General features: G+C 62.3%; 17 protein-coding genes. 10 read left to right on the top strand and 7 right to left on the bottom strand.

The window, feature by feature from the left end:
- Positions 1–364: 364 nt before the first annotated feature.
- The 3 genes from AWB82_RS23640 to AWB82_RS23630 all read left to right on the top strand — a co-directional run bounded on the left by AWB82_RS23640 (position 365) and on the right by AWB82_RS23630 (position 5,348).
- Entirely contained in the window at positions 365–1,201 is an 837-nt protein-coding gene (locus tag AWB82_RS23640; RefSeq protein ID WP_086971529.1) for a shikimate dehydrogenase family protein, read from the top strand.
- Between the two features lie 124 nt (positions 1,202–1,325).
- Positions 1,326–3,251, top strand: a complete 1,926-nt coding sequence (locus AWB82_RS23635) for a potassium transporter Kup (RefSeq protein WP_086971528.1) — start codon at positions 1,326–1,328, stop codon at positions 3,249–3,251.
- A gap of 96 nt (positions 3,252–3,347) precedes the next feature.
- Entirely contained in the window at positions 3,348–5,348 is a 2,001-nt protein-coding gene (locus AWB82_RS23630) for an acyl CoA:acetate/3-ketoacid CoA transferase (RefSeq protein ID WP_086971526.1), read from the top strand.
- A 34-nt stretch (positions 5,349–5,382) separates the two neighbouring features.
- Here AWB82_RS23630 and AWB82_RS23625 read toward each other — a convergent pair whose 3' ends face one another.
- Positions 5,383–6,891: an amino acid permease gene (locus tag AWB82_RS23625; RefSeq protein WP_086971524.1), complete on the bottom strand. Its 1,509-nt coding sequence runs from the start codon at positions 6,889–6,891 to the stop codon at positions 5,383–5,385.
- A 430-nt stretch (positions 6,892–7,321) separates the two neighbouring features.
- Here AWB82_RS23625 and AWB82_RS23620 point away from each other — a divergent pair, with 430 nt between their 5' ends.
- Complete coding sequence (locus AWB82_RS23620) at positions 7,322–7,978, top strand: peroxiredoxin (RefSeq protein ID WP_086971521.1); 657 nt, start codon at positions 7,322–7,324, stop codon at positions 7,976–7,978.
- A 70-nt stretch (positions 7,979–8,048) separates the two neighbouring features.
- On the opposite strand, the gene AWB82_RS23615 is transcribed toward AWB82_RS23620, so the two are convergent.
- A complete protein-coding gene (locus tag AWB82_RS23615; protein ID WP_086971518.1) occupies positions 8,049–8,522 on the bottom strand; it encodes a ferritin-like domain-containing protein in 474 nt (157 codons plus the stop codon).
- Between the two features lie 213 nt (positions 8,523–8,735).
- A complete protein-coding gene (locus AWB82_RS23610) occupies positions 8,736–9,446 on the bottom strand; it encodes a FadR/GntR family transcriptional regulator (protein ID WP_086971516.1) in 711 nt (236 codons plus the stop codon).
- A 477-nt stretch (positions 9,447–9,923) separates the two neighbouring features.
- On the opposite strand from AWB82_RS23610, the gene AWB82_RS23605 reads away from it, so the two are divergent.
- From AWB82_RS23605 to AWB82_RS23595, 3 genes are all read left to right on the top strand, one after another.
- A complete protein-coding gene (locus tag AWB82_RS23605) occupies positions 9,924–10,817 on the top strand; it encodes a ketopantoate reductase family protein (protein WP_086971514.1) in 894 nt (297 codons plus the stop codon).
- A gap of 102 nt (positions 10,818–10,919) precedes the next feature.
- Positions 10,920–11,252, top strand: coding sequence for a DUF4148 domain-containing protein (locus tag AWB82_RS23600; RefSeq protein ID WP_086971512.1), 333 nt, complete (start codon positions 10,920–10,922; stop codon positions 11,250–11,252).
- A 103-nt stretch (positions 11,253–11,355) separates the two neighbouring features.
- A complete protein-coding gene (locus AWB82_RS23595; RefSeq protein ID WP_086971511.1) occupies positions 11,356–11,733 on the top strand; it encodes a DUF427 domain-containing protein in 378 nt (125 codons plus the stop codon).
- Between the two features lie 3 nt (positions 11,734–11,736).
- Here AWB82_RS23595 and AWB82_RS23590 read toward each other — a convergent pair whose 3' ends face one another.
- Positions 11,737–12,576, bottom strand: coding sequence for a LysR family transcriptional regulator ArgP (locus AWB82_RS23590; protein WP_086971572.1), 840 nt, complete (start codon positions 12,574–12,576; stop codon positions 11,737–11,739).
- On the opposite strand from AWB82_RS23590, the gene AWB82_RS23585 reads away from it, so the two are divergent.
- Positions 12,529–12,801 (top strand): hypothetical protein, encoded by a 273-nt coding sequence (locus AWB82_RS23585; protein ID WP_407643037.1) that lies wholly within the window; start codon positions 12,529–12,531, stop codon positions 12,799–12,801. The genes AWB82_RS23590 and AWB82_RS23585 overlap by 48 nt on opposite strands.
- Here the strand turns inward: AWB82_RS23585 and msrA are convergent.
- From msrA to msrB, 3 genes are read right to left on the bottom strand one after another with little or no spacing between them, the layout of a single operon-like run.
- Complete coding sequence (msrA, locus tag AWB82_RS23580) at positions 12,765–13,478, bottom strand: peptide-methionine (S)-S-oxide reductase MsrA (RefSeq protein WP_235023412.1); 714 nt, start codon at positions 13,476–13,478, stop codon at positions 12,765–12,767. The two genes, AWB82_RS23585 and msrA, sit on opposite strands and share 37 nt — an antisense overlap.
- A gap of 23 nt (positions 13,479–13,501) precedes the next feature.
- Positions 13,502–15,313, bottom strand: a complete 1,812-nt coding sequence (locus AWB82_RS23575) for a cytochrome c biogenesis protein DipZ (protein WP_086971509.1) — start codon at positions 15,311–15,313, stop codon at positions 13,502–13,504.
- Positions 15,314–15,353: 40 nt separating this feature from the next.
- A complete protein-coding gene (gene msrB, locus AWB82_RS23570) occupies positions 15,354–15,866 on the bottom strand; it encodes a peptide-methionine (R)-S-oxide reductase MsrB (RefSeq protein ID WP_086971507.1) in 513 nt (170 codons plus the stop codon).
- A 185-nt stretch (positions 15,867–16,051) separates the two neighbouring features.
- On the opposite strand from msrB, the gene AWB82_RS23565 reads away from it, so the two are divergent.
- Together AWB82_RS23565 and AWB82_RS23560 are read left to right on the top strand one after the other, a co-directional pair.
- Positions 16,052–16,783 carry a response regulator transcription factor gene (locus tag AWB82_RS23565; protein WP_086971505.1) on the top strand — a complete coding sequence of 244 codons (732 nt, stop codon included), beginning with the start codon at positions 16,052–16,054 and terminating at the stop codon, positions 16,781–16,783.
- Complete coding sequence (locus AWB82_RS23560) at positions 16,780–18,309, top strand: sensor histidine kinase (protein ID WP_086971503.1); 1,530 nt, start codon at positions 16,780–16,782, stop codon at positions 18,307–18,309. The genes AWB82_RS23565 and AWB82_RS23560 overlap by 4 nt, the downstream gene beginning before the upstream one ends.
- Positions 18,310–19,195: the final 886 nt, after the last annotated feature.

Raw genomic sequence — 19,195 nt, 5'->3', positions numbered from 1 at the left:
GGCGGCAATGGGCCTGAACCGACGCCGACGAGCGGATTACGAACTCAGTCAATTTACTGTGTGAAGAATGTCTGAGCAATCTTCGGACGCCTAATATGTGTGCGGATTTGACAAATTCGGTCACGACATGCTTCCGGCCGCATTCTAGAGGCGTGGTCTGTGGCGGTTTGCCGCTGCGCCGGCTGAGGCCGAACACGAAGCGGTAGTTCGCGACATCGAGTGCGGCGGTCGCGAACTGCCCGATGGATCGCCCGCGTACACTCGCCGGCCCGCGCCCACTGACATGTCGAAGCCAATCCCGCACTATCATGGTGACGGGCGCGCGCAAACACGCGCGTGTCCGACATCCTCCCAAGGAGCTGCCATGATCAGCGGCAAGACCACTCTGATTGCTCACCTCGGCTACCCGACCGAAGCGTTCAAGGCGCCGATGATCTACAACCCCTGGTTCGACAAACAGGGCATCGACGCGGTCGTCGTGCCGATGGGCGTCAAACCCGAGGATTACGTCGCGTTCCTGCCGCATCTGTTCAAACTCACCAACACCCGCGGCGCGCTCGTCACGATGCCGCACAAGATCACGACCGTCGGCCTGATGGACGAAGTGAGTCCGACCGCGCGCATCGCCGGAGCGTGCAACGCGATACTGAAGCGCGAAGACGGCACGCTCGTCGGCGATCAGTTCGACGGCGCGGGCTTCGTGCGCGGCGTCGAGCGCAAAGGCCGCAAGCTCGCGGGCGCGCGCGTGCTCGTGCTCGGCAGCGGCGGCGTCGGCTCGCCGATCGCGGCATCGCTCGCCGCGGCGGGCGTCGCGGAACTCGCGGTCTTCGATACGAACACGGCTTCGGTGGAAGGGCTCGCGTCGCGTTTGCGCGAGCACTATTCCAGGCTCGTAGTAAGAACGGATACGAAAGATCCCGACGGCTTCGATGTGATCGTGAACGCGACGCCACTCGGCATGAAGGAGACCGACCCGTTGCCGTTCGATATCGGCCGCATTGCGCCGAACACGTTCGTCGGCGAAGTGGTGATGAAGTCGGAGTACACGCCGCTCTTGCGCGCGGCGAAGGACAAGGGCTGCGCCGTGCAGGTCGGCACGGACATGCTGTTCGAAATGATCCCGGCTTATCTGGAGTTCTTCGGCTACGGCACCGCTACCGCCGACGATCTGCGCGCGGTCGCGCAGATCAAGTACGCATAAGAGAGCTTGCGCGCACATAAGCGCGCTTCGTTCCTATACTTTTATCGACACAGCAACGCAGACGCTCATCCTCTGACAAATAGGCCGCTTCAATGCGCGGCCTGGAAAAACGCAGGGAGGAATCATGGGATCGACTGCACCCGGCTTTCCGGCCGATAACAACCACGCGCCGGAACCGCACGGCCATCCGGCGATGCTGGGGCTTTCGCTCGCGGCGCTCGGCGTCGTCTACGGCGATATCGGCACGAGCCCGCTCTACACGCTCAAGACCGTGTTCGATCCGTCGACTGGCCTGCCGTTGCAGCCCGCGAACGTCATCGGCATCGTGTCGCTGATCTTCTGGTCGCTCACGATCATCGTCTCGCTCAAGTACGTGACGCTGATCCTGCGCGCCAACAATCACGGCGAAGGCGGCATCATGGCGTTGCTCGCGCTGGCGGCGTCGTCGGTGGAATCGAAGAAGCGGCTGAAGCACGTGCTCTTGCTCGTCGGTGTGATGGGCGCGGCGCTCTTTTACGGCGATGGCGTCATCACGCCGGCCATTTCCGTGCTGAGCGCGGTCGAAGGCCTCGAAGTGGCCGCGCCCGGCCTTCAACCTTATGTCGTGCCCGTGACGCTCGTCGCGCTGGTCGCGCTCTTCGTGATGCAGAAGCACGGCACATCGGGCATCGGCGCGGTGTTCGGGCCCGTGATGGTGTTGTGGTTCATCGTGCTGGCCGTGTCGGGTCTCGTCAACATCAAGGATTCGCCGCAGATTCTCGCGGCGCTCAATCCGCTTGAGGGGCTCGAATTCTGCCTGCGGCACCGCTGGCTCGCCTTCGTTGCGCTGGGCGCGGTCGTGCTGTCGCTGACGGGCGCCGAGGCGCTCTATGCCGACATGGGGCACTTCGGCTCGCGGCCGATCCGCCTCACGTGGTTTGCGATCGTCTTTCCCGCGCTCGCGCTCAACTATCTCGGCCAGGGCGCGCTCCTGATCGCGGATCCCGCCGCGCTGCAAAACCCGTTCTACCGCCTTTTTCCGTCGTGGATGCTCTATCCGATGGTCGTGCTCTCGACCATCGCGACGGTCATCGCGTCGCAGGCCGTGATCTCCGGCACCTATTCGATGACCAAGCAGGCTATGCAACTCGGCTTTCTGCCGCGCATGAGCGTCGTGTACACATCGGCGAGAGAGATCGGGCAGATCTATGTGCCGGGCATCAACTGGACGCTCCTGCTCGCGGTGGTGGCCGCCGTGATCGGCTTCGGCTCGTCGACCGCGCTCGGCTCCGCATACGGCATCGCCGTCACGGGCACGATGCTCATCACCACGATGCTGACCTTCTTCGTGATCCGCTACGCGTGGCGTTACAACTGGGCGCTGTGTATCTTCTCGACGGCGTTCTTCTTCGTGATCGACGCGCTGTTCTTCTCGGCGAATTGCCTGAAGATTGCGGAAGGCGGCTGGTTCCCGGTGGCGATCGGCCTCGTGATGTTCACGATCATGGCGACGTGGGGACGCGGCGCGCAGATGATGGTCCAGGAAGCACGCGTGCGCGCCGGAGCGATGCCGCTCAAGCCCTTCCTCGCGAACCTGCTCGCGCGTGCGCCGGCGCGCGTGGAAGGCACCGCGATCTTTATGTCGAACGATCCCAGCGGCGTGCCGCATTCATTGCTCAACAATCTTATGCATAACCGCGTCTTGCACGAACACACGGTCTTTCTCACGGTCGCGACCGAGCCGGTTCCGTGGATCGACGAAGCGCGCCGCGTGTCGCTGGAGTCGCTCGGCAACGGCTGCTTTCAGGTGACGGTGAACTACGGTTTCAAGGACGAGGTCGATCTTCCCGCCGCGCTGGAAAAGTGCCGCGGAGCGGGACTCAAGTTCGATCGCGCGACGATTTCGTATTTCATGTCGCGCGCGACCGTCGTGCCGACGCCCGGCGCCGGCATGGCCTTATGGCGCGAACGGCTCTTCGCGATCATGCTGCACAATGTGGGCAACGTCGCGGCTTATTTGCGATTACCGGCCGATCGCGTGATCGAGCTCGGCGCGCGTGTCGAAATATGACGGCGCAAATGAGCTGATATACGTGCATTCGAAGCAAGCAGGCGGCAATAAATCGCGCGAGACTCACCATAAGAAATGCGGCAGACAGGAGACGCCATGACCGCCAGCAGCACGCCGACTCGCCATCCGTTTCCATCGACCGCGCGCCTCGTCGAGCGCGGCAAGATTTCGTCCGCGCGCGAAGCCGTGCGCCTCATTCGCTCGGGTGACACGATCGCGACGAGCGGCTTCGTCGGCATCGGCTTTGCGGAGGAAGTGGCGATCGCGCTCGAAGAACGCTTCGTCGAAGGCGACGATCCTATCGCGGATCTCACGCTCGTGTATGCGGCGGGTCAGGGCGACGGCCGCGGCAAGGGCCTCAATCATCTGGCGCGCGAAGGTCTGATCAAACGCGTGATCGGCGGGCATTGGGGACTCGTGCCGGGCCTGCAGAAGATGGCGATAGAGGATCGCATCGAAGCCTATAACCTGCCGCAAGGCGTGATCTCGCAACTCTTTCGCGATATCGCCGCGCATCGGCCCGGGCAGCTCTCGACGGTCGGACTCGGCACGTTCGTCGATCCACGCAACGGCGGCGGCAAGCTCAATGCGCGCACGACTGAAGATCTCGTGCGGGTCATGCCCATCGACGGCACGGATTATCTCTACTACAAGACCTTTCCGATCGATGTCGCGATCGTGCGCGGCACCACCGCCGATCTCAACGGCAACGTCACGATGGAAAAGGAAGCGCTGACGCTCGAAGCGTTGTCCATCGCGATGGCCGCGCGCAATTCGGGCGGCATCGTGATCGTGCAGGTCGAGCGGCTCGCGGAATCGAACACGCTCAACTCGCGCCAAGTAAAGATTCCCGGCGTGATGGTGGATTGCGTCGTGCTCGCGAAACCCGACAATCACTGGCAGACCTTCGGCGAGCAATACAGCGCGGCATTTTCGAGCGAGTTGCGCGTGGCCGCAAGCTCCGTGGCGCCGATGTCGCTCACGGAGCGCAAGATCATCGCGCGACGAGCGGCCTTCGAGTTGATGGCCAACAGCGTCGTGAACCTTGGCATCGGCATGCCGGAAGGCATTGCGAGCGTCGCGAACGAGGAGCAGGTGATCGACCTCTTCACGATGACGACGGAGCCCGGCGTGATCGGCGGCATTCCGGCGGGCGGCCTCAACTTCGGCGCGGCGACGAACACGCAGGCGATCATCGATCAGCCGTATCAGTTCGATTTCTACGACGGCGGCGGCCTCGACATCGCGTTCCTCGGTCTCGCGCAAGCGGACAGCGAGGGCAACCTCAACGTGAGCAAGTTCGGGCCGAAGCTCGCCGGCGCGGGCGGCTTCATCAACATCAGCCAGGCTGCGAAGAAGGTCGTGTTCGTAGGCACCTTCAACGCGGGCAAGCTGGATGTCGCGATCGACGAAGGCAAGCTCGCGATTCGCCGCGAAGGCGATTGCCGCAAGTTCGTCGATGCGGTCGAGCATCGCACGTTCAGTGGACGTTATGCAGCCGAGCGCGGGCAAACCGTGGTCTACATTACCGAGCGCTGCGTGTTCGAACTCACGGACAAGGGACTCGCGTTGACAGAAGTGGCGCCGGGCGTCGATATCGAGCGGGACATCATCGCGCAAATGGGTTTCGCGCCGATCATGGACACACCGCCGCGCCTCATGGACGAACGCATTTTCCGCGACGCGCCGATGGGCCTGCGCAATATCCTGTTACGGCTCGATCTTTCCGAGCGCTTCAGCTACGACGCGGAAAAGAATCTCTTCTTCATCAACTTCGAAGGGCATGAAGTGAAGAGCCTGAGCGATGTCGAGGCGATCCGCCGCGAAGTCGAAAAGCAATTGGCGGGCGTAACAACGAAGCCGCATGCAATCGTGAATTACGATAACTTTTCGATTCGCCCGGAGATGCTCGACGCTTATTCGGAAATGGTCACGAAACTCGTCAATGGCCACTACGACCGCGTGACGCGCTATACGACGAGCAGCTTCCTGCGGCTCAAACTCGGCGACGCGTTGAAGCGTCGCGGCGTCGCGCCGTATATCTACGAAAGCCCGGAAGAAGCGCGCGAGCATGAATCGAAACGCGCGCCGGAATAACGAAAGGGCCGCAATTCAAGCGGCCTCGTGCATATCATCCGCGTGCGGGGCGACCCGGCGCGGCCTCGCGCTGGTTTCGAAGCCTGCTATGGCGTATGCCATATCCGAAGTAGATGACCACGCCGATCGCCATCCATACGATCAGGCGTATCCACGTATCGGCGGGCAGGCCGGCCATCAGAAAGAGCGATGACAGCGCGCCGAGCGGCGCGACGACATACACCGCGGGCGTCTTGAATGCGCGTTCGAGATTCGGTTGCGTGATGCGCAATACGAGCACGCCGATGCACACCACCATGAACGCGAAGAGCGTGCCGATACTCACGAGCTCGCCGACGAGCCCGATAGGCAAGAGCCCCGCAAGAATCATTACGATGATGCCGGTGATGATCGTCGTGATGTAGGGCGTATGAAAACGTGCGTGGATCTTCGATGCGAACGGCGGCAACAAACCGTCCTTCGCCATCGAATAGAAGATGCGCGGCTGTGATAACAACAGCACGAGAATCACCGACGTCAGGCCGAAAATCGCGCCCAGTTTCACGATGGGCGAAAGCCAGCGCATGCCGATAGCATCGACGCCGACCGCGATCGGGTCGGACACGTTCAGCTTGTCGTAAGACACGATGCCTGTCAGCACATACGAGACGAGCACATACAGAATCGTGCATATCGTGAGCGAACCGAGCAGACCTATCGGCATGTCGCGTCTCGGATTGCGCGTCTCTTGCGCAACGCACGATACCGAATCGAAACCGATATAGGCAAAGAACACGACCGCCGCGCCGCGCAGCACGCCACTCATGCCGAACACGCCCGATTCGCCGGTATTCGGCGGAATGAACGCGCCGGCCGGATTTTGCGCAGTGACCCAGTGGCTCTTATCGACAAAGGCGATGCCGGCGATGATGAACGCGAGCACGATCAACACCTTGATGACGACGATAAAGCTGTTCACGCGCGCCGACTCGCGTATGCCGATAACGAGCAGCATCGTGATGAGTCCAACGATCACCATCGCGGGCACGTTGAGGATCGCGCCGACATGACTCCAGCCGTGACCGGGATCGTAAGCGAAGGGCGCTTTCGCAAGCTGTTCGGGTATGTCGATGCCGAGCGAATGCAGAAAGCTCACCACATAACCCGACCAGCCGATCGCGACCGTCGTCGCGCCGACGGCATATTCGAGTATCAGATCCCAGCCGATGAGCCACGCGATCAATTCGCCCATCGTCGCATAGGCGTAGGTGTAAGCACTGCCCGAGACGGGCACGGTGGAAGCCATCTCGGCATAACACAGGCCGGCGAGCGCACAAACGATCGCGCCCAGCACGAAGGAAAGGATGATCGCGGGACCGGCGTTGGTCGCGGCCGCGTGGCCGGTCAGCACGAAAATCCCCGCACCGATAATGCAACCGACGCCGAGCATCACGACATCGAGTGCGGTGAGCGAACGTTTCAGCGCGTGGCCGCCCGCTTCCTGAAGCACTTCGTCGCTTTCGGCCGCTTCGTTTTGCAGCGCAGCGACAGACTTTCTTTGCATGACGCTCACGATCGCCTCCTGTGCGGCGGCAGCGTGGCCGCGCCCCGTGGCGCGGCGAAGTCTGTCGCCCGTTCAAGTGCGGGATGATCTGCTTCGCTGCTGCTTCACACCTGCACATTCGTTCTGACGTATTGTCGTTTCGTGATAGCAGATTTTGTCGGGTTATTCGAGCGCGGCGTTTGCACGGATTGATTTCGAATATGCTTATTCGCGGCGTGCGGGGTAGCAGCAGGAAACATGCCGCGGCCCCTTGCTGCTTCGTTTTGCGTCGCGACGCAAGACCCCACGCTGGTCAAGGAAATACGCGAACTGCTCCAGTCACCGATGCATCGCGCACTATAATCAGTTTCTAATTTGCGATTTTCAACCCGGAAACCGTTCTTTCAGCACGCGGAACGTTCACCGGACTTTCCTCACGTGGAGATTTGATATGGCTATACGCATTGGTGATGAAGCTCCCGATTTCACGGCAGAGACGACCGAGGGCACGATTCGCTTTCACGAGTGGATCGGCGACAAGTGGGTGATCCTGTTCTCGCATCCGAAGGACTTCACGCCTGTCTGCACGACCGAGCTCGGTTACATGGCCAAGCTCAAGCCCGAGTTCGACAAGCGCGGCACGAAGGTGATCGGCCTCTCGATCGATCCGGTGACGAATCACTCGCAGTGGGCGAAGGATATCGAGGAAACGCAGGGCACGGCGGTCAACTATCCGATGATCGGCGACGCGGATCTCAACGTCGCGAAGCTCTACGACATGATCCACCCGAACGCGAGCGGCGCGAATCCGCGCACGGCGAACGACAACGCGACGATTCGCGCGGTGTTCATCGTCGGCCCGGACAAGAAGGTGAAGGCCACGTTCACGTATCCGATGAGCGCGGGCCGTAACTTCGACGAAGTGCTGCGTCTGCTCGATGCGTTGCAACTGAACGCGAAGCACACGGTCGCGACGCCGGTGAACTGGAAACCGGGCGACGACGTGATCATTCCGACGTCCGTGTCGGATGAGGACGCGAAGAAGAAGTATCCGGAAGGCTTCAAGACGCTGAAGCCTTATCTGCGCACGGTGGCGCAGCCGAAGTAACGCACGGACGTTGCTTTGAGCGTGGAAGCGCCGGTCTCGCGCAATGCGAACCGGCGCTTTTTATTTCGGCTCAGTTAGGACCTGTGCGACGCTCGGGCGATGTCTCGACTTCGCCGGGCCGGCGCAACATCTTGTCCACTTCGCCCGCGTGCATCTCCTCGACATGGATCATCTGCCGCGCATATTCCTCCAGCGCGACGGAGCGATCTTCGACCACCTTCAGCAAATCGCGATAAAGATCGAGCGCGACGTTTTCCGCCTGCAGCGATTCGCGCAGGATCGTTGCGATGTCGAAAGTGTGATTGTCGAGCAGCGGGCCTATTTGAAGCGACGGATACGCCCCGAGCGTGGTGATCCATTCGCCGGCCTGATGCGCGTGCAGAAGGGATTCATCGGCCTGTGCGCGCAGCCACGACACGATGGGAATGCGTCCGAAACCGAAGACGAGAAACGAATAGTGCGTGTAACGCACGACGCCCGCCAGTTCGGATTCGAGAATCTTGTTCAGGACGCCGACGACCTTTTCCTTTTCGATCTCTGCCATTCTTGCCTCCGTTTTTTCAACGCCAGGCGCTCCGTGAGCCGGAGAGGCCATGACTCCACGCATGCGCAGGCATGACTCATTGTAGTCACGCGAGCGGCGCATGCGAGGCGAAACTGCGGCGTCGGAGCGTGCAAGATCCGCTCCCGGAGGACCATGGAGGCGATGCAGGCGGCCTCGCGGCCGCGCGCCGGACTCATGGCGGCGAACCCGCGTTCAGGCGATTTCCTCGATCCAGAGCGAGGCCGTGCGCGTGAGCACTTGCGACATGGCCGTCCGTGCGCCGTTGCCGTCGGCGGTTTCGATCGCGCGCACGAGCCGGCCGTAATCGCCGAGTTGCGAATCGGGCACGCGGGGCAGCGCATGCGGTTGCGCCCGTAATGCGGCCTTCATGGTGCGAATGCCCACGCGCACGACGCTGCCCATCTGCCGCAATACTTCGTCGCCGCTTGCATCCACGATGGCGGCCTGCAGCGCCTCTTCGGCAGCGGATTGCAAAGGCTCGGACGGACTTGCATGCAGGAGCCGCTGATAAGCCGCGTTGATGGCGATGCGCTGATGGCGGTTCGCTTGCGTCGCGGCGAGCGCGGCCGCCGGCGGATCGACGAGCGCGCGGAACTCCATCAGCCTGCGGAAGCAGTCGGGGTCGTGCAGCGCGCGCATGCGCCACTCGGCGACCTCGGGGTCCATGATGAGCCACTCGCGCGCGGGCTTGATGCGCGTGCCCGTCTTGGGCCGGACGTCGAGCATGCGGCGCGAGATGAGTATGCTCAGCGCCTCGCGCATGATGGTCCGGCTCACGCCGTGCTTCTTCGAAAGAATGACCTGTGGCGGAAGCACGTTGTCCTGGTATTCGCCGCTCACGATGCCCGCGACGAGTTGATTCACCACGCGCTTGACGAGCGATGCTTCATATCCATGATTCATGTTTTTGTTCTCGTGATAACGCCCACGCTTGTGGCTTCTCGCTACTCGTCGCCGAGTGGCAAGGCCAGCGCCTGTCTAAGTTCACAGCGCCTCGGTGCGCCGCGCGGCCGAATACTCGCGCGAAGCGCTTCCCCCCCGGCACGCCATGTATTTGGTCCCCGGATTCAGCTACCCGATGCGGCCTTGGCCGCTCACCCCGCAGCGGTCGGCATTGTTTGGACAGCATCGTCGATCCGCTGAAGGAAGCGTATTGTGCGTGGCCTCTTTTAACAATATGGTGCGCCGCGAATTCGACTGACTATCGTGCGTCCGACCACAAAATCTCGCGGGCACGGAGCGAGGCGTGAATCCGTGCGAAGTCCGCAAGCGTTTGCGCAACATCTGTCATGCGAAGGGCCGGCGGTATCGCTGTGTTACCTTTGCGAGCCATAGCAACGCAACATCGCAACACAACATCGCAACGAGGAGAAGCGAAACATGAAAGTCGCCGTCATGGGTGCGGGCGCGGTCGGTTGTTACTACGGCGGCATGCTTGCGCGCGCGGGTCACGAGGTCGTGCTGATCGCACGGCCGCAGCATGTCGAGGCGATTCAACGCGACGGCTTGCGGCTCGACACGCAGCATTTCGACGAGCGAGTGCGCGTGGCCGCGAGCACGGATGCGAGCGCGGTGAAGGGCGCGCAACTCGTGCTCTTTTGCGTGAAGTCCACCGACACCGACAGCGCGGCGAAGGCCCTCGCGCCCTGGCTCGAACGCGATGCACTCCTGCTCTCGCTGCAAAACGGCGTGGAAAACGCCGAGCGGCTGCGCGAACTGTTGCCGCAAGAAGCGGCGGCCGCGGTCGTGTACGTCGCGACCGAGATGGCGGGCCCCGGGCACGTTAAGCACAACGGGCGCGGCGAACTCGTGATCGAGCCATCGACTAAGAGCGAGGACATCGCGCGTGCGTTCGTCGCGGCGGGCGTGCCGACCGAAATCTCCGACAACGTGCGCGGCGCGCTATGGGCGAAGCTCGTGCTGAATTGCGCTTACAACGCGCTGTCCGCGATCACGCAGTTGCCTTATGGAAAGCTCGTGCAGGGCGAGGGCATCACGCGGACGATGCGCGATGTCGTCGATGAATGCCTCGCGGTCGCGAAGGCCGACAACGTGACGATTCCCGGCGATGTCGATGCGGCCGTGCGCCGTATCGCCGAGACGATGCAGAATCAATACTCGTCGACGGCGCAGGATCTCGCGCGCGGCAAGACGAGCGAAATCGATCATCTGAACGGGTTGATCGTGCGGCGTGGCGAAGCGCTCGGCGTGCCGACGCCGGCGAATCGCGTGCTGCATGCGCTCGTCAAGGCAATCGAGAGTAAGGCTTCGTAGGCGCGATGGAAGGTGAACGAGATCGCGGGCGGGCACGGCCGATGCTGAATTGAAGCACGCACAGAAAACACCGTGCGCAGCCCAACATACCGGAGATTCACCATGAAATCGTTCGTCAAGGCCGTGGCCGTCGCCGCTCTAGTGGTGGCGCCGGCGCTGTCATTCGCGCAAACCGATTCGTCGCTCACACGTGATCAGGTGAAGCAGGATTTGAGGCAGGTCGAAGCCGCGGGCTATGATCCGTCGCGCTCGGACCAGACTTCGTATCCCTCGGATATCCAGGCTGCCGAGACCCGCGCATCGCGTCAGGGCAATGCCTCTAACGCCGATGTGAACGCTTACGGTGGCGCGGTCAGCGGCAGGTCGGCTGCGGGCATGCGCGCAATGCCGCCGATGGACAACGACGGCACGAAGCCCGTTTATTTCGGCCGTTGATGTTCGTTGATGTTGTTTGGGCCGGGTTCTGCGTGTTTCGCGCAACGGCGTTACCATCGGTTCTTCCGTTCGCCCTGGCGCGTTCGTTCGCAGGAAGACACTCATGGATAAAGTCGTCAAGATTCCCGGCCCCGATCATCCGATCACAATCGAGCGCAGTCCGTCGCGCGTGGTCGTCAAAGTGGGCGCACGCGTAATTGTCGATACGACGGCGGCGCTTTCGTTGCGCGAGGCATCGTATCCCGAGGTGCTATATGTGCCGTGCAAGGACGTGGACATGTCGCAACTCGAACGCACGTCGCACATGACATACTGCCCTTACAAAGGCGAATGCAGCTATTACAGCATCCCGTCCGGTGGACAAAAGTCGGCCAACGCAGTGTGGTCTTACGAGTCTCCTTACGAAGCCGTTGCGTCGATAAAAGATCATCTGGCGTTCTATCGCGATCGCGTGGATTCGTTCGAAACCCGCGACGCATAGTTCTCAATCGAGAAACGATTTGGCGCGGTGCTTCAGCATCGCGCTGAAATCGTCGAGCCAGCCGAGCGAAAGACGCCAGCTCTGCCAGTAAAGATCGACGTCGAGGCGCGACCCGGACGATACTTCCACGAGTTCGCCGCTTTCGAGCTGCCGCGCGATGAGCCGTTGCGGACACATTCCCCACGCAAGCCCCGACGTGCACGCGCGCACGAAACCCTCGCCATGCGGTACGACGTGCGCGGGCGGCTCGATTTCCGCGCGGCTCACGCGCTTGATAAAGCGCTTCTGCAATTCATCTTTCTCGTTGAAATTGACGCAGGGCGCGCGGCGCAGTGCCTCGCGTGTGAGGCCGTCGGCGAAATGACGCGCGAAGTATGCAGGCGAACATACTGCGCGATAACGCATGCGTCCGAGCTTCATCGAACGCCAGCCCGGAACGGGGTCGGCTTGCGTGGTGATCGCGCCTTGCACATCGCCTTCGCGAATGCGTTGCGCAGTGTGATCCTGATCGTCCACGACGACATCGAGCAGCAGTTCGCGTTCGATGCAGAAGTCCGCCGCGGCGTCGATGAACCAGGTGCTCATGCTGTCGTCGTTCACCGCAATGCGAAGCTTTGCGCGCCGCTCGCTCGGCATGCCCGGCAACGTCGGCATGCGCCCGCCGAGTTCTGCTTCAAGCAACTGGACGCGTTCGGTGTGACGACACAACAGCGCGCCGGATGCGGTCGCCTCGCATGGCTGACCGCTCTTGACGAGCAGGCTGCCCACGCGCTCTTCCAGAAGCTTTACCTGCGCGTGCTCGACGGATTCTTCGCGCGTCATGCGGATCGCTTCGAGTGGCATCGTCCGCGCGCGGGCACCATCGGCTTCGTGCGACTGAAGCGCGAAAGCGCCGCGCAGTTCTGCGCCGAACTTCTCGAACGCACGGGCGTGCTGCTGCTGCCCTCGACGCTCATCGATCATGGCGACGCGCACGTTCGCCTCGGTTTCGGCAGGCGCAACATGCCCGAAGTGCTCGCGATCCTCGATGCCTATTTGGCGGCGACCGTCACAAGCACCGCATCCTGACGATACGCATCCGGATACATCTGCTTCAAGTTCGCCACTTTCGGCAGATCGTTGACGGCGATATACGGGCTTTCCGGATGCTCCGTCAGATAATTCTGGTGATAACCCTCGGCCGGATAGAAGCCCTTGTAGTCCTCGATCTTCGTGACGATCTTGCCGCCGTACACGTGCGCCTTGTCGAGCTGCGCGATATACGTATTGACGATATCGCGCTGCGCCGGGTTCGTCGGGAATACCGCCGAACGGTATTGCGTGCCGTGATCGGGGCCCTGATAGTTCAGCTCGGTCGGATTGTGCGCGACGGAGAAAAAGATCTGCAGGAGCTTGCCATACGAAACCTGTGCCGGATCATAAGTGATCCGAACCGATTCGGCATGGCCGGTATCGCCTTCGCTCACGCGATCGTATTGCGCGGTGTTTGCCGCGCCGCCCGCATAGCCCGACATCACTTCTTTCACGCCGCGCACGTGCTGAAACACGCCTTGCACGCCCCAGAAGCAGCCGCCCGCGAACACGGCCGTTTCCGTATGCATGGCCCCCGCGCTTTCGTCGTGCGCGGGCGGCGGAATCTTCACGGTGTCCTCGCTCGAATGCGCGGCGCGCTGCAGTGCGAACGCGCCCGCGAACAGCACGGCCACGCTCGCCGCCTTGAATGTCATGCTTTTGGTCTTGAACATGTCTGCTCCTCAAGATGTCTCGTTCAACCGAACGTGAAGGCGTACGCTTCGACGCCCGGGTCGAGAAATTCGATCGTGAACGTGCGATCCGCGACCGAACCCGTTTGCCGCACGAGTTGATAAAGGCGCTGTTCGGTCACGGTTCCACTTCCATCTGCCTGAATGTCACTGCCATGCGATGCGCCCGGCGCCGCGCCGTCGATGCTCACGCGAAAGCGCACCGGCTTGCCGTCCTTCGACGGCCCGAGCACGAGATGCAAATCGCGTGCATGAAAGCGATACACGATGCGGCCCGTCGCGCCTTCGAGCGTTGCGTGCTCCGCGCCGACCTTCCACGCGCCCGCGAGCGCCCAGTCGTTGACATCGAGCGCTTTGGGCGCGGCGTAGTCGTGAATCCGGTCCTGCGTTTCGCCGCCGGGCGACATGAACTGCTCCGCGCGCTCGTAGCCGATATACGTTTCAGGCGAGCGCATGTCCGCATTGTCGGCCTGCATCAGCGCGCCCTGGCCCATATCATCGCTCTTGTTCTTCGCGGTCATCGCCATGGCCGGCGCCGCGCCGTGACCCGCTTCGGCGAGCAGTTCCTGGATCACCTGCTCGGAATGCGCATAGTCGCCTTCGCCGAAATGGTGATAGCGGATGTCGCCCTTCGCGTCGATGAAATAATGCGCCGGCCAGTACTGGTTGTTCAGCGCGCGCCAGATCGCATAGTTGTTGTCGACGGCAACGGGATAGTCGATACCGAGATCATGAACGGCCTTCTTCACGTTGTCGACGTTGCGCTCGAATGCGAACTCCGGCGCGTGCACACCGATCACGACGAGCCCCTGATCGCGATACTTCTGCGCCCAGGTCTTCAGATACGGCAGCGTGCGCAGGCAGTTGATGCACGAGTACGTCCATACATCGACGAGCACGACCTTGCCGCGCAATGCTTCCTTCGTGAGCGGCGGCGAGTTGATCCACTGCACCGCGCCGTCGAGCGCCGGCAGCGTGCCTTCCACGGGCAGCGGCGCGGGGGCCGGCGTCTTCGGCGGCTCGGTGCTCGCGCGCATCATCGCGGCGCCATTGTTGCCGGTGTTCGCGGACATCATCATCGCGCCATTGTTCTTGTTCGAGAGCTTGTCGACTAGCTGCTGTTCGATGCCCGCGGTCGCGACCGTCGACACGCGAGCGAGCACGCCGGTGTCCAGCCCGAGCGCGATCGCGACGACGCCGAGCAGCATGGCCGCGCCGATGCCGCGCCGCACCCATTCGCCCGCGCCGAGTGAGCGCTTCATCGCGCCGAACACGCGTCCGCCGATCAGCAAGGCGACCGCGAGCGACGTCGCCGCGCCGGCTGCATAGGCGATCAGCAGCAGCGTAGTGCCGACGCTCGCGCCGTTGAGCGCCGCGCCCGTCAATACGAGGCCGAGAATCGGGCCGGCGCACGGCGCCCACAGCAGACCCGTCGCGATGCCCAGCACGAACGATCCGCCGAAGCTCGGCTTGCCATCGTCGCGTTGCGCGAACGCGGTGAGACGATTGCCCGCGCTGACGAGCGGATGCATCACGCGTTCCGCAAGACTTGGCAGAAGCAGCGTGAGGCCGAACACCGCGAGCAGCACGATGGCGGCCCAGCGGCCGTATTGATTGGCCTGCGTGACCCAGCCGCCGCCGACGGCCGCGAGCGTCGCGACCGCGGCGAAGGTCAGGCCCATGCCCGCGAGCAAGGGCAGGCCGCTTTTCACGAACGGCTGATCCGCGCGCGAGAACACGAAGGGAAGCACGGGCAGGATGCACGGACTGAGAATCGTCAGCGCGCCGCCGAGATAGGCAAGAACGATGAGCAGCATGATGGTGTCGGGTCGAAGTTGATCGGAGTGAGAGCGCGCTTCAGGCCGCGCCCGGCGTGAAATTCATCGCGACGCCGTTCATGCAGTAGCGCAGGCCCGTGGGCTTGGGACCGTCGTCGAAGACGTGGCCCAGATGACCGCCGCAGCGACGGCAATGCACTTCGGTGCGCTCGACGCCGAACGAGCCGTCGATACGCGTCGCGACCGCATGATCGAGCGGTGCCCAGAAGCTCGGCCAGCCGGTGTGACTGTCGAACTTGGTGCGCGACGAGAACACCGCCAGCCTGCAGCCCGCGCAACTGAAGGCGCCTGCGCGATGCTCGTCGTTCAGCGGGCTCGTATAAGGGCGTTCGGTGCCTTCCCGGCGCAACACGTCGAATTGCACGGGATTCAGCAGACGACGCCATTCATCGTCGCTATGAACGATTTCGAAGTGCTCCTGAGATGGCGCTTGCGGCGCCGAACCGGCCGCGAGCGCGCGCAGGCGTCCGCTTAGGGCGAAGGCGGCGGCGGCCGCGGTGCCTGTCAGGAGAAAGCGGCGGCGGGTTTGCATGATGCGCTCCTCGTGTTCGAGTGGTGTAGCGGCATCGTAGTCGCGCGCGCATCCCCGAGTCCTCACCGAAAGTTAAATTAAATGTGATACTTGGCCGCGCACTTTTCTGCACAATGGCACAGACGCTCGTCATTGTTATGCGGATTGGGCGCGCGTGTTTTCCCTTGTGCCGATTACCTTCGCTCATGGATCATCCGAAACGCATTCTTATCGTCGAAGACGACATGCACATCGCCGATGTGCTGAGCCTCAATCTGCGCGACGAGCGCTACGAAGTCGTGCACAGCGCCGATGGCGCCGAAGGGCTGCGCCTGCTCGAACAAGGCGGCTGGGATGCGCTGATTCTCGATCTCATGTTGCCCGGCGTCGACGGCCTCGAAATCTGCCGGCGCGCGCGTGCGATGACGCGCTATACGCCGATCATCATCACGAGTGCGCGCTCCAGTGAGGTGCATCGCATACTCGGGCTCGAACTCGGGGCGGACGACTACCTCGCGAAGCCGTTCTCCGTGCTGGAACTGGTCGCGCGCGTGAAGGCGTTGCTGCGCCGCGTCGATGCCGTCGCGAAGGACTCGCGGCTCGAAACGGGGCGTATCGAAGTGGCCGGCATCGCGATCGATCCGCTCGCGCGCGAAGCATGGGTCGATGGCGCGCGCATCGAACTCACGCCGCGCGAATTCGATCTGCTGTATCACTTCGCGCGTCATCCGGGCAAAGTGTTCTCGCGCATGGATCTGCTCAATGCCGTGTGGGGTTATCGGCACGAAGGTTATGAGCACACGGTGAATACGCATATCAACCGGTTGCGCGCGAAAGTAGAGAAAGATGCGGCCGATCCGAAGCGCATTCTTACGGTATGGGGCCACGGCTACAAGCTCGCGTTGCAATCGGCCGACGGAAAGGACGGCGCGCCGTGAAGCTCACGCTGTCACAACGTCTTTTCGCGGTGTTCTGCGTGCTGCTGCTCGCGTGCTGCGGTGCATCGGCGTGGCTGCAGATCCGCGCGAGCGATCTGCGCGAGAAAGAAGTCATTCAAAGTCTTTCGCGCGGGCTCGCGACGCATATCGCGCATGACGGCGCGCTCGCCGATGCAGCCGATATAAATGCGCCCGCCGTGCGCCGGCTCTTCAGCCAGTTGATGGTCGTGAACCCGAGCGTCGAAGTCTATCTGCTCGATAACACGGGACGCGTGCGTGCCGACGATGCGCCGCCTGGCCACCTCAAGCGCGATCATGTCGATCTCGCGCCGGTGCGCCAGTTCCTCGACGGTGCCGCGTTGCCGATTCTCGGCGACGATCCGCGCAGCGCCGACAAGCGCAAGGTCTTCAGCGCCGCGCCGCTCGCCGCGCCGGGCAAGCCGCCGTTCGGCTATGTCTATGTCGTGCTGCTCGGCGAGGAGCACGATGCACTGGCCGCGAAGGCATCGGCGAGCGCGGTGTTGCGCACCACACTCGCGTCGATGGGCCTCGTCACATTGCTCGGACTCGTCGCGGGCGTGGTCGCGTTCGGGCTCGTCACGCGGCCGCTGCGCCGGCTTACTGAAGCAATGCGCAAGTTCGACGCGCGCGGCGTGCCCGCGCCACCGCCGGCGCTCGCCCGAATCGATTCCCCCGATGCCCGGGCGAACGAACGCGACGAGATTATCGTGCTCGAAAGCGCGTTCGCGCAGATGGCGGAGCGCATCGGCGAGCAATGGCGCGCGCTGGGTCAGCAGGATCGCGAGCGTCGCGAGATGGTCGCGAATATCTCGCACGATCTGCGCACGCCGTTGTCGTCGCTGCATGGTTATCTGGAGACGCTGTCGCTCAAGTCCGACACGCTGCCCGATATCGATCGGCGTCGCTATCTGTCGATCGCGCTCACGCAGAGCGCGAAGGTGGGTCATCTCGCGCAGTCCTTGTTCGAACTGGCGAAGCTCGAACATGGCATGGTCGCGCCCGAAGCCGAGCCGTTCTCACTCGCCGATCTGGTGCAGGACGTATTCGAAAAGTTCGAACTGTCCGCGCAATCGCGCGGCGTGCGCCTGAATGCGCAGATCGCGCCGCGCTTGCCGAGCGTCGTGGCGGACCTGGGCATGATCGAGCGCGTGCTCACGAATCTGCTCGACAACGCGATTCGTCACACGCCTGCGCAAGGCACGGTGGACGTGACGCTCGCGCTAGCTCGCGAGATGCCCGATCGTGTCGAAGTCACGATCAGCGACACCGGCGCGGGCATACCGCCCGCAATTCGGGACGCGCTCTTCATGCGTCCGTTCGCATCGGGCGGCGCGCATCGCGGAGGGCTCGGTTTGCTTATCGTGCAACGCATGCTGCAATTGCACGGCAGCCAGATTCGCCTGATCGATTCGCAGACCACGGGCACCACGTTTCGTTTCGACTTGCCCGCCGCCGTTGCGCAGACCGGCAACGGCGCACCGCATGCGCGCGGATGGCGTAATTAAAAAAAAGCCCGGCATTGCTGCCGGGCTGAATGGGATGGTCGTCGCCTGCGCCTGATCGCGCTGTTGGGTTGCGCGTGCGGCGTTGCCCGGTCAGACCATCCGCGTGGACGTTCGAGAGAAAGCCGATACGAGATAACGCAGCGAACTGCAAGGAACCGGCATCGAGCCGCTATCTTGCCTTCGTCTTATGACGTTTTAGTCTCTCAGGCTTAAACCAGTCTTAAGGGCTGCGCCGGGATGCGAGGCGCGCGCGCGAACGAAGCAGGGCGCTCGAACTTGCGTGCAATCCGCTTAACGCGTTGGCTTAAAGCGCATTAACTGGTTTGTATAGCACTTGCGTCTCGCGGCATTGCGATTTAGCGTCCCGCAAAACAGCCAGCAACGATGAAGAAATGCGCCGGAAGACGGCCGCGTGAAAGCGCGAAGCGTTCTTCCATGTGGAAAACTTTCCTTGGATTCTTGCAATATGTTTGCTAGCATGTAATCGAGTCGCAGCCGCCGCGCGAAGTTTCGGTCAAAAATTACGGTGCTGTGACGTGGCAATCAATAAGCCCCTTCGAAGTCGAAATTAAGCGAAGCGCACACAAGCCTCGCTTCGCGCTGCATCGCTTGCTCATATGGTTTCGCAAATTCACTACTGCACCCGGCAGCAGTGCGGATTGGTGCGCAGTGTCGCGGTTTTATCGTGAAAGATCCATTGAGCATAGATGTTTATCGCATTTCGTATTCTTCGTTATCGGCGCTCTTTCTTTCAGAGCATGAAATAGAAGTGTGTGGTTCTTTAAAACATGCTTAGTTGAATCTTCGTAGAACGTTTTCTTTAACGTGGCTGCATCACGTTGCACTTTTATAGCGATGGGCGCAAAGCGACGTGGCGCAATGGCGT

The sequence above is a fragment of the Caballeronia glebae genome (assembly GCF_001545035.1).
GTDB classification, from domain to species: Bacteria; Pseudomonadota; Gammaproteobacteria; order Burkholderiales; family Burkholderiaceae; genus Caballeronia; species Caballeronia glebae.
This window is presented reverse-complemented; position numbering and strand designations above follow the sequence as displayed.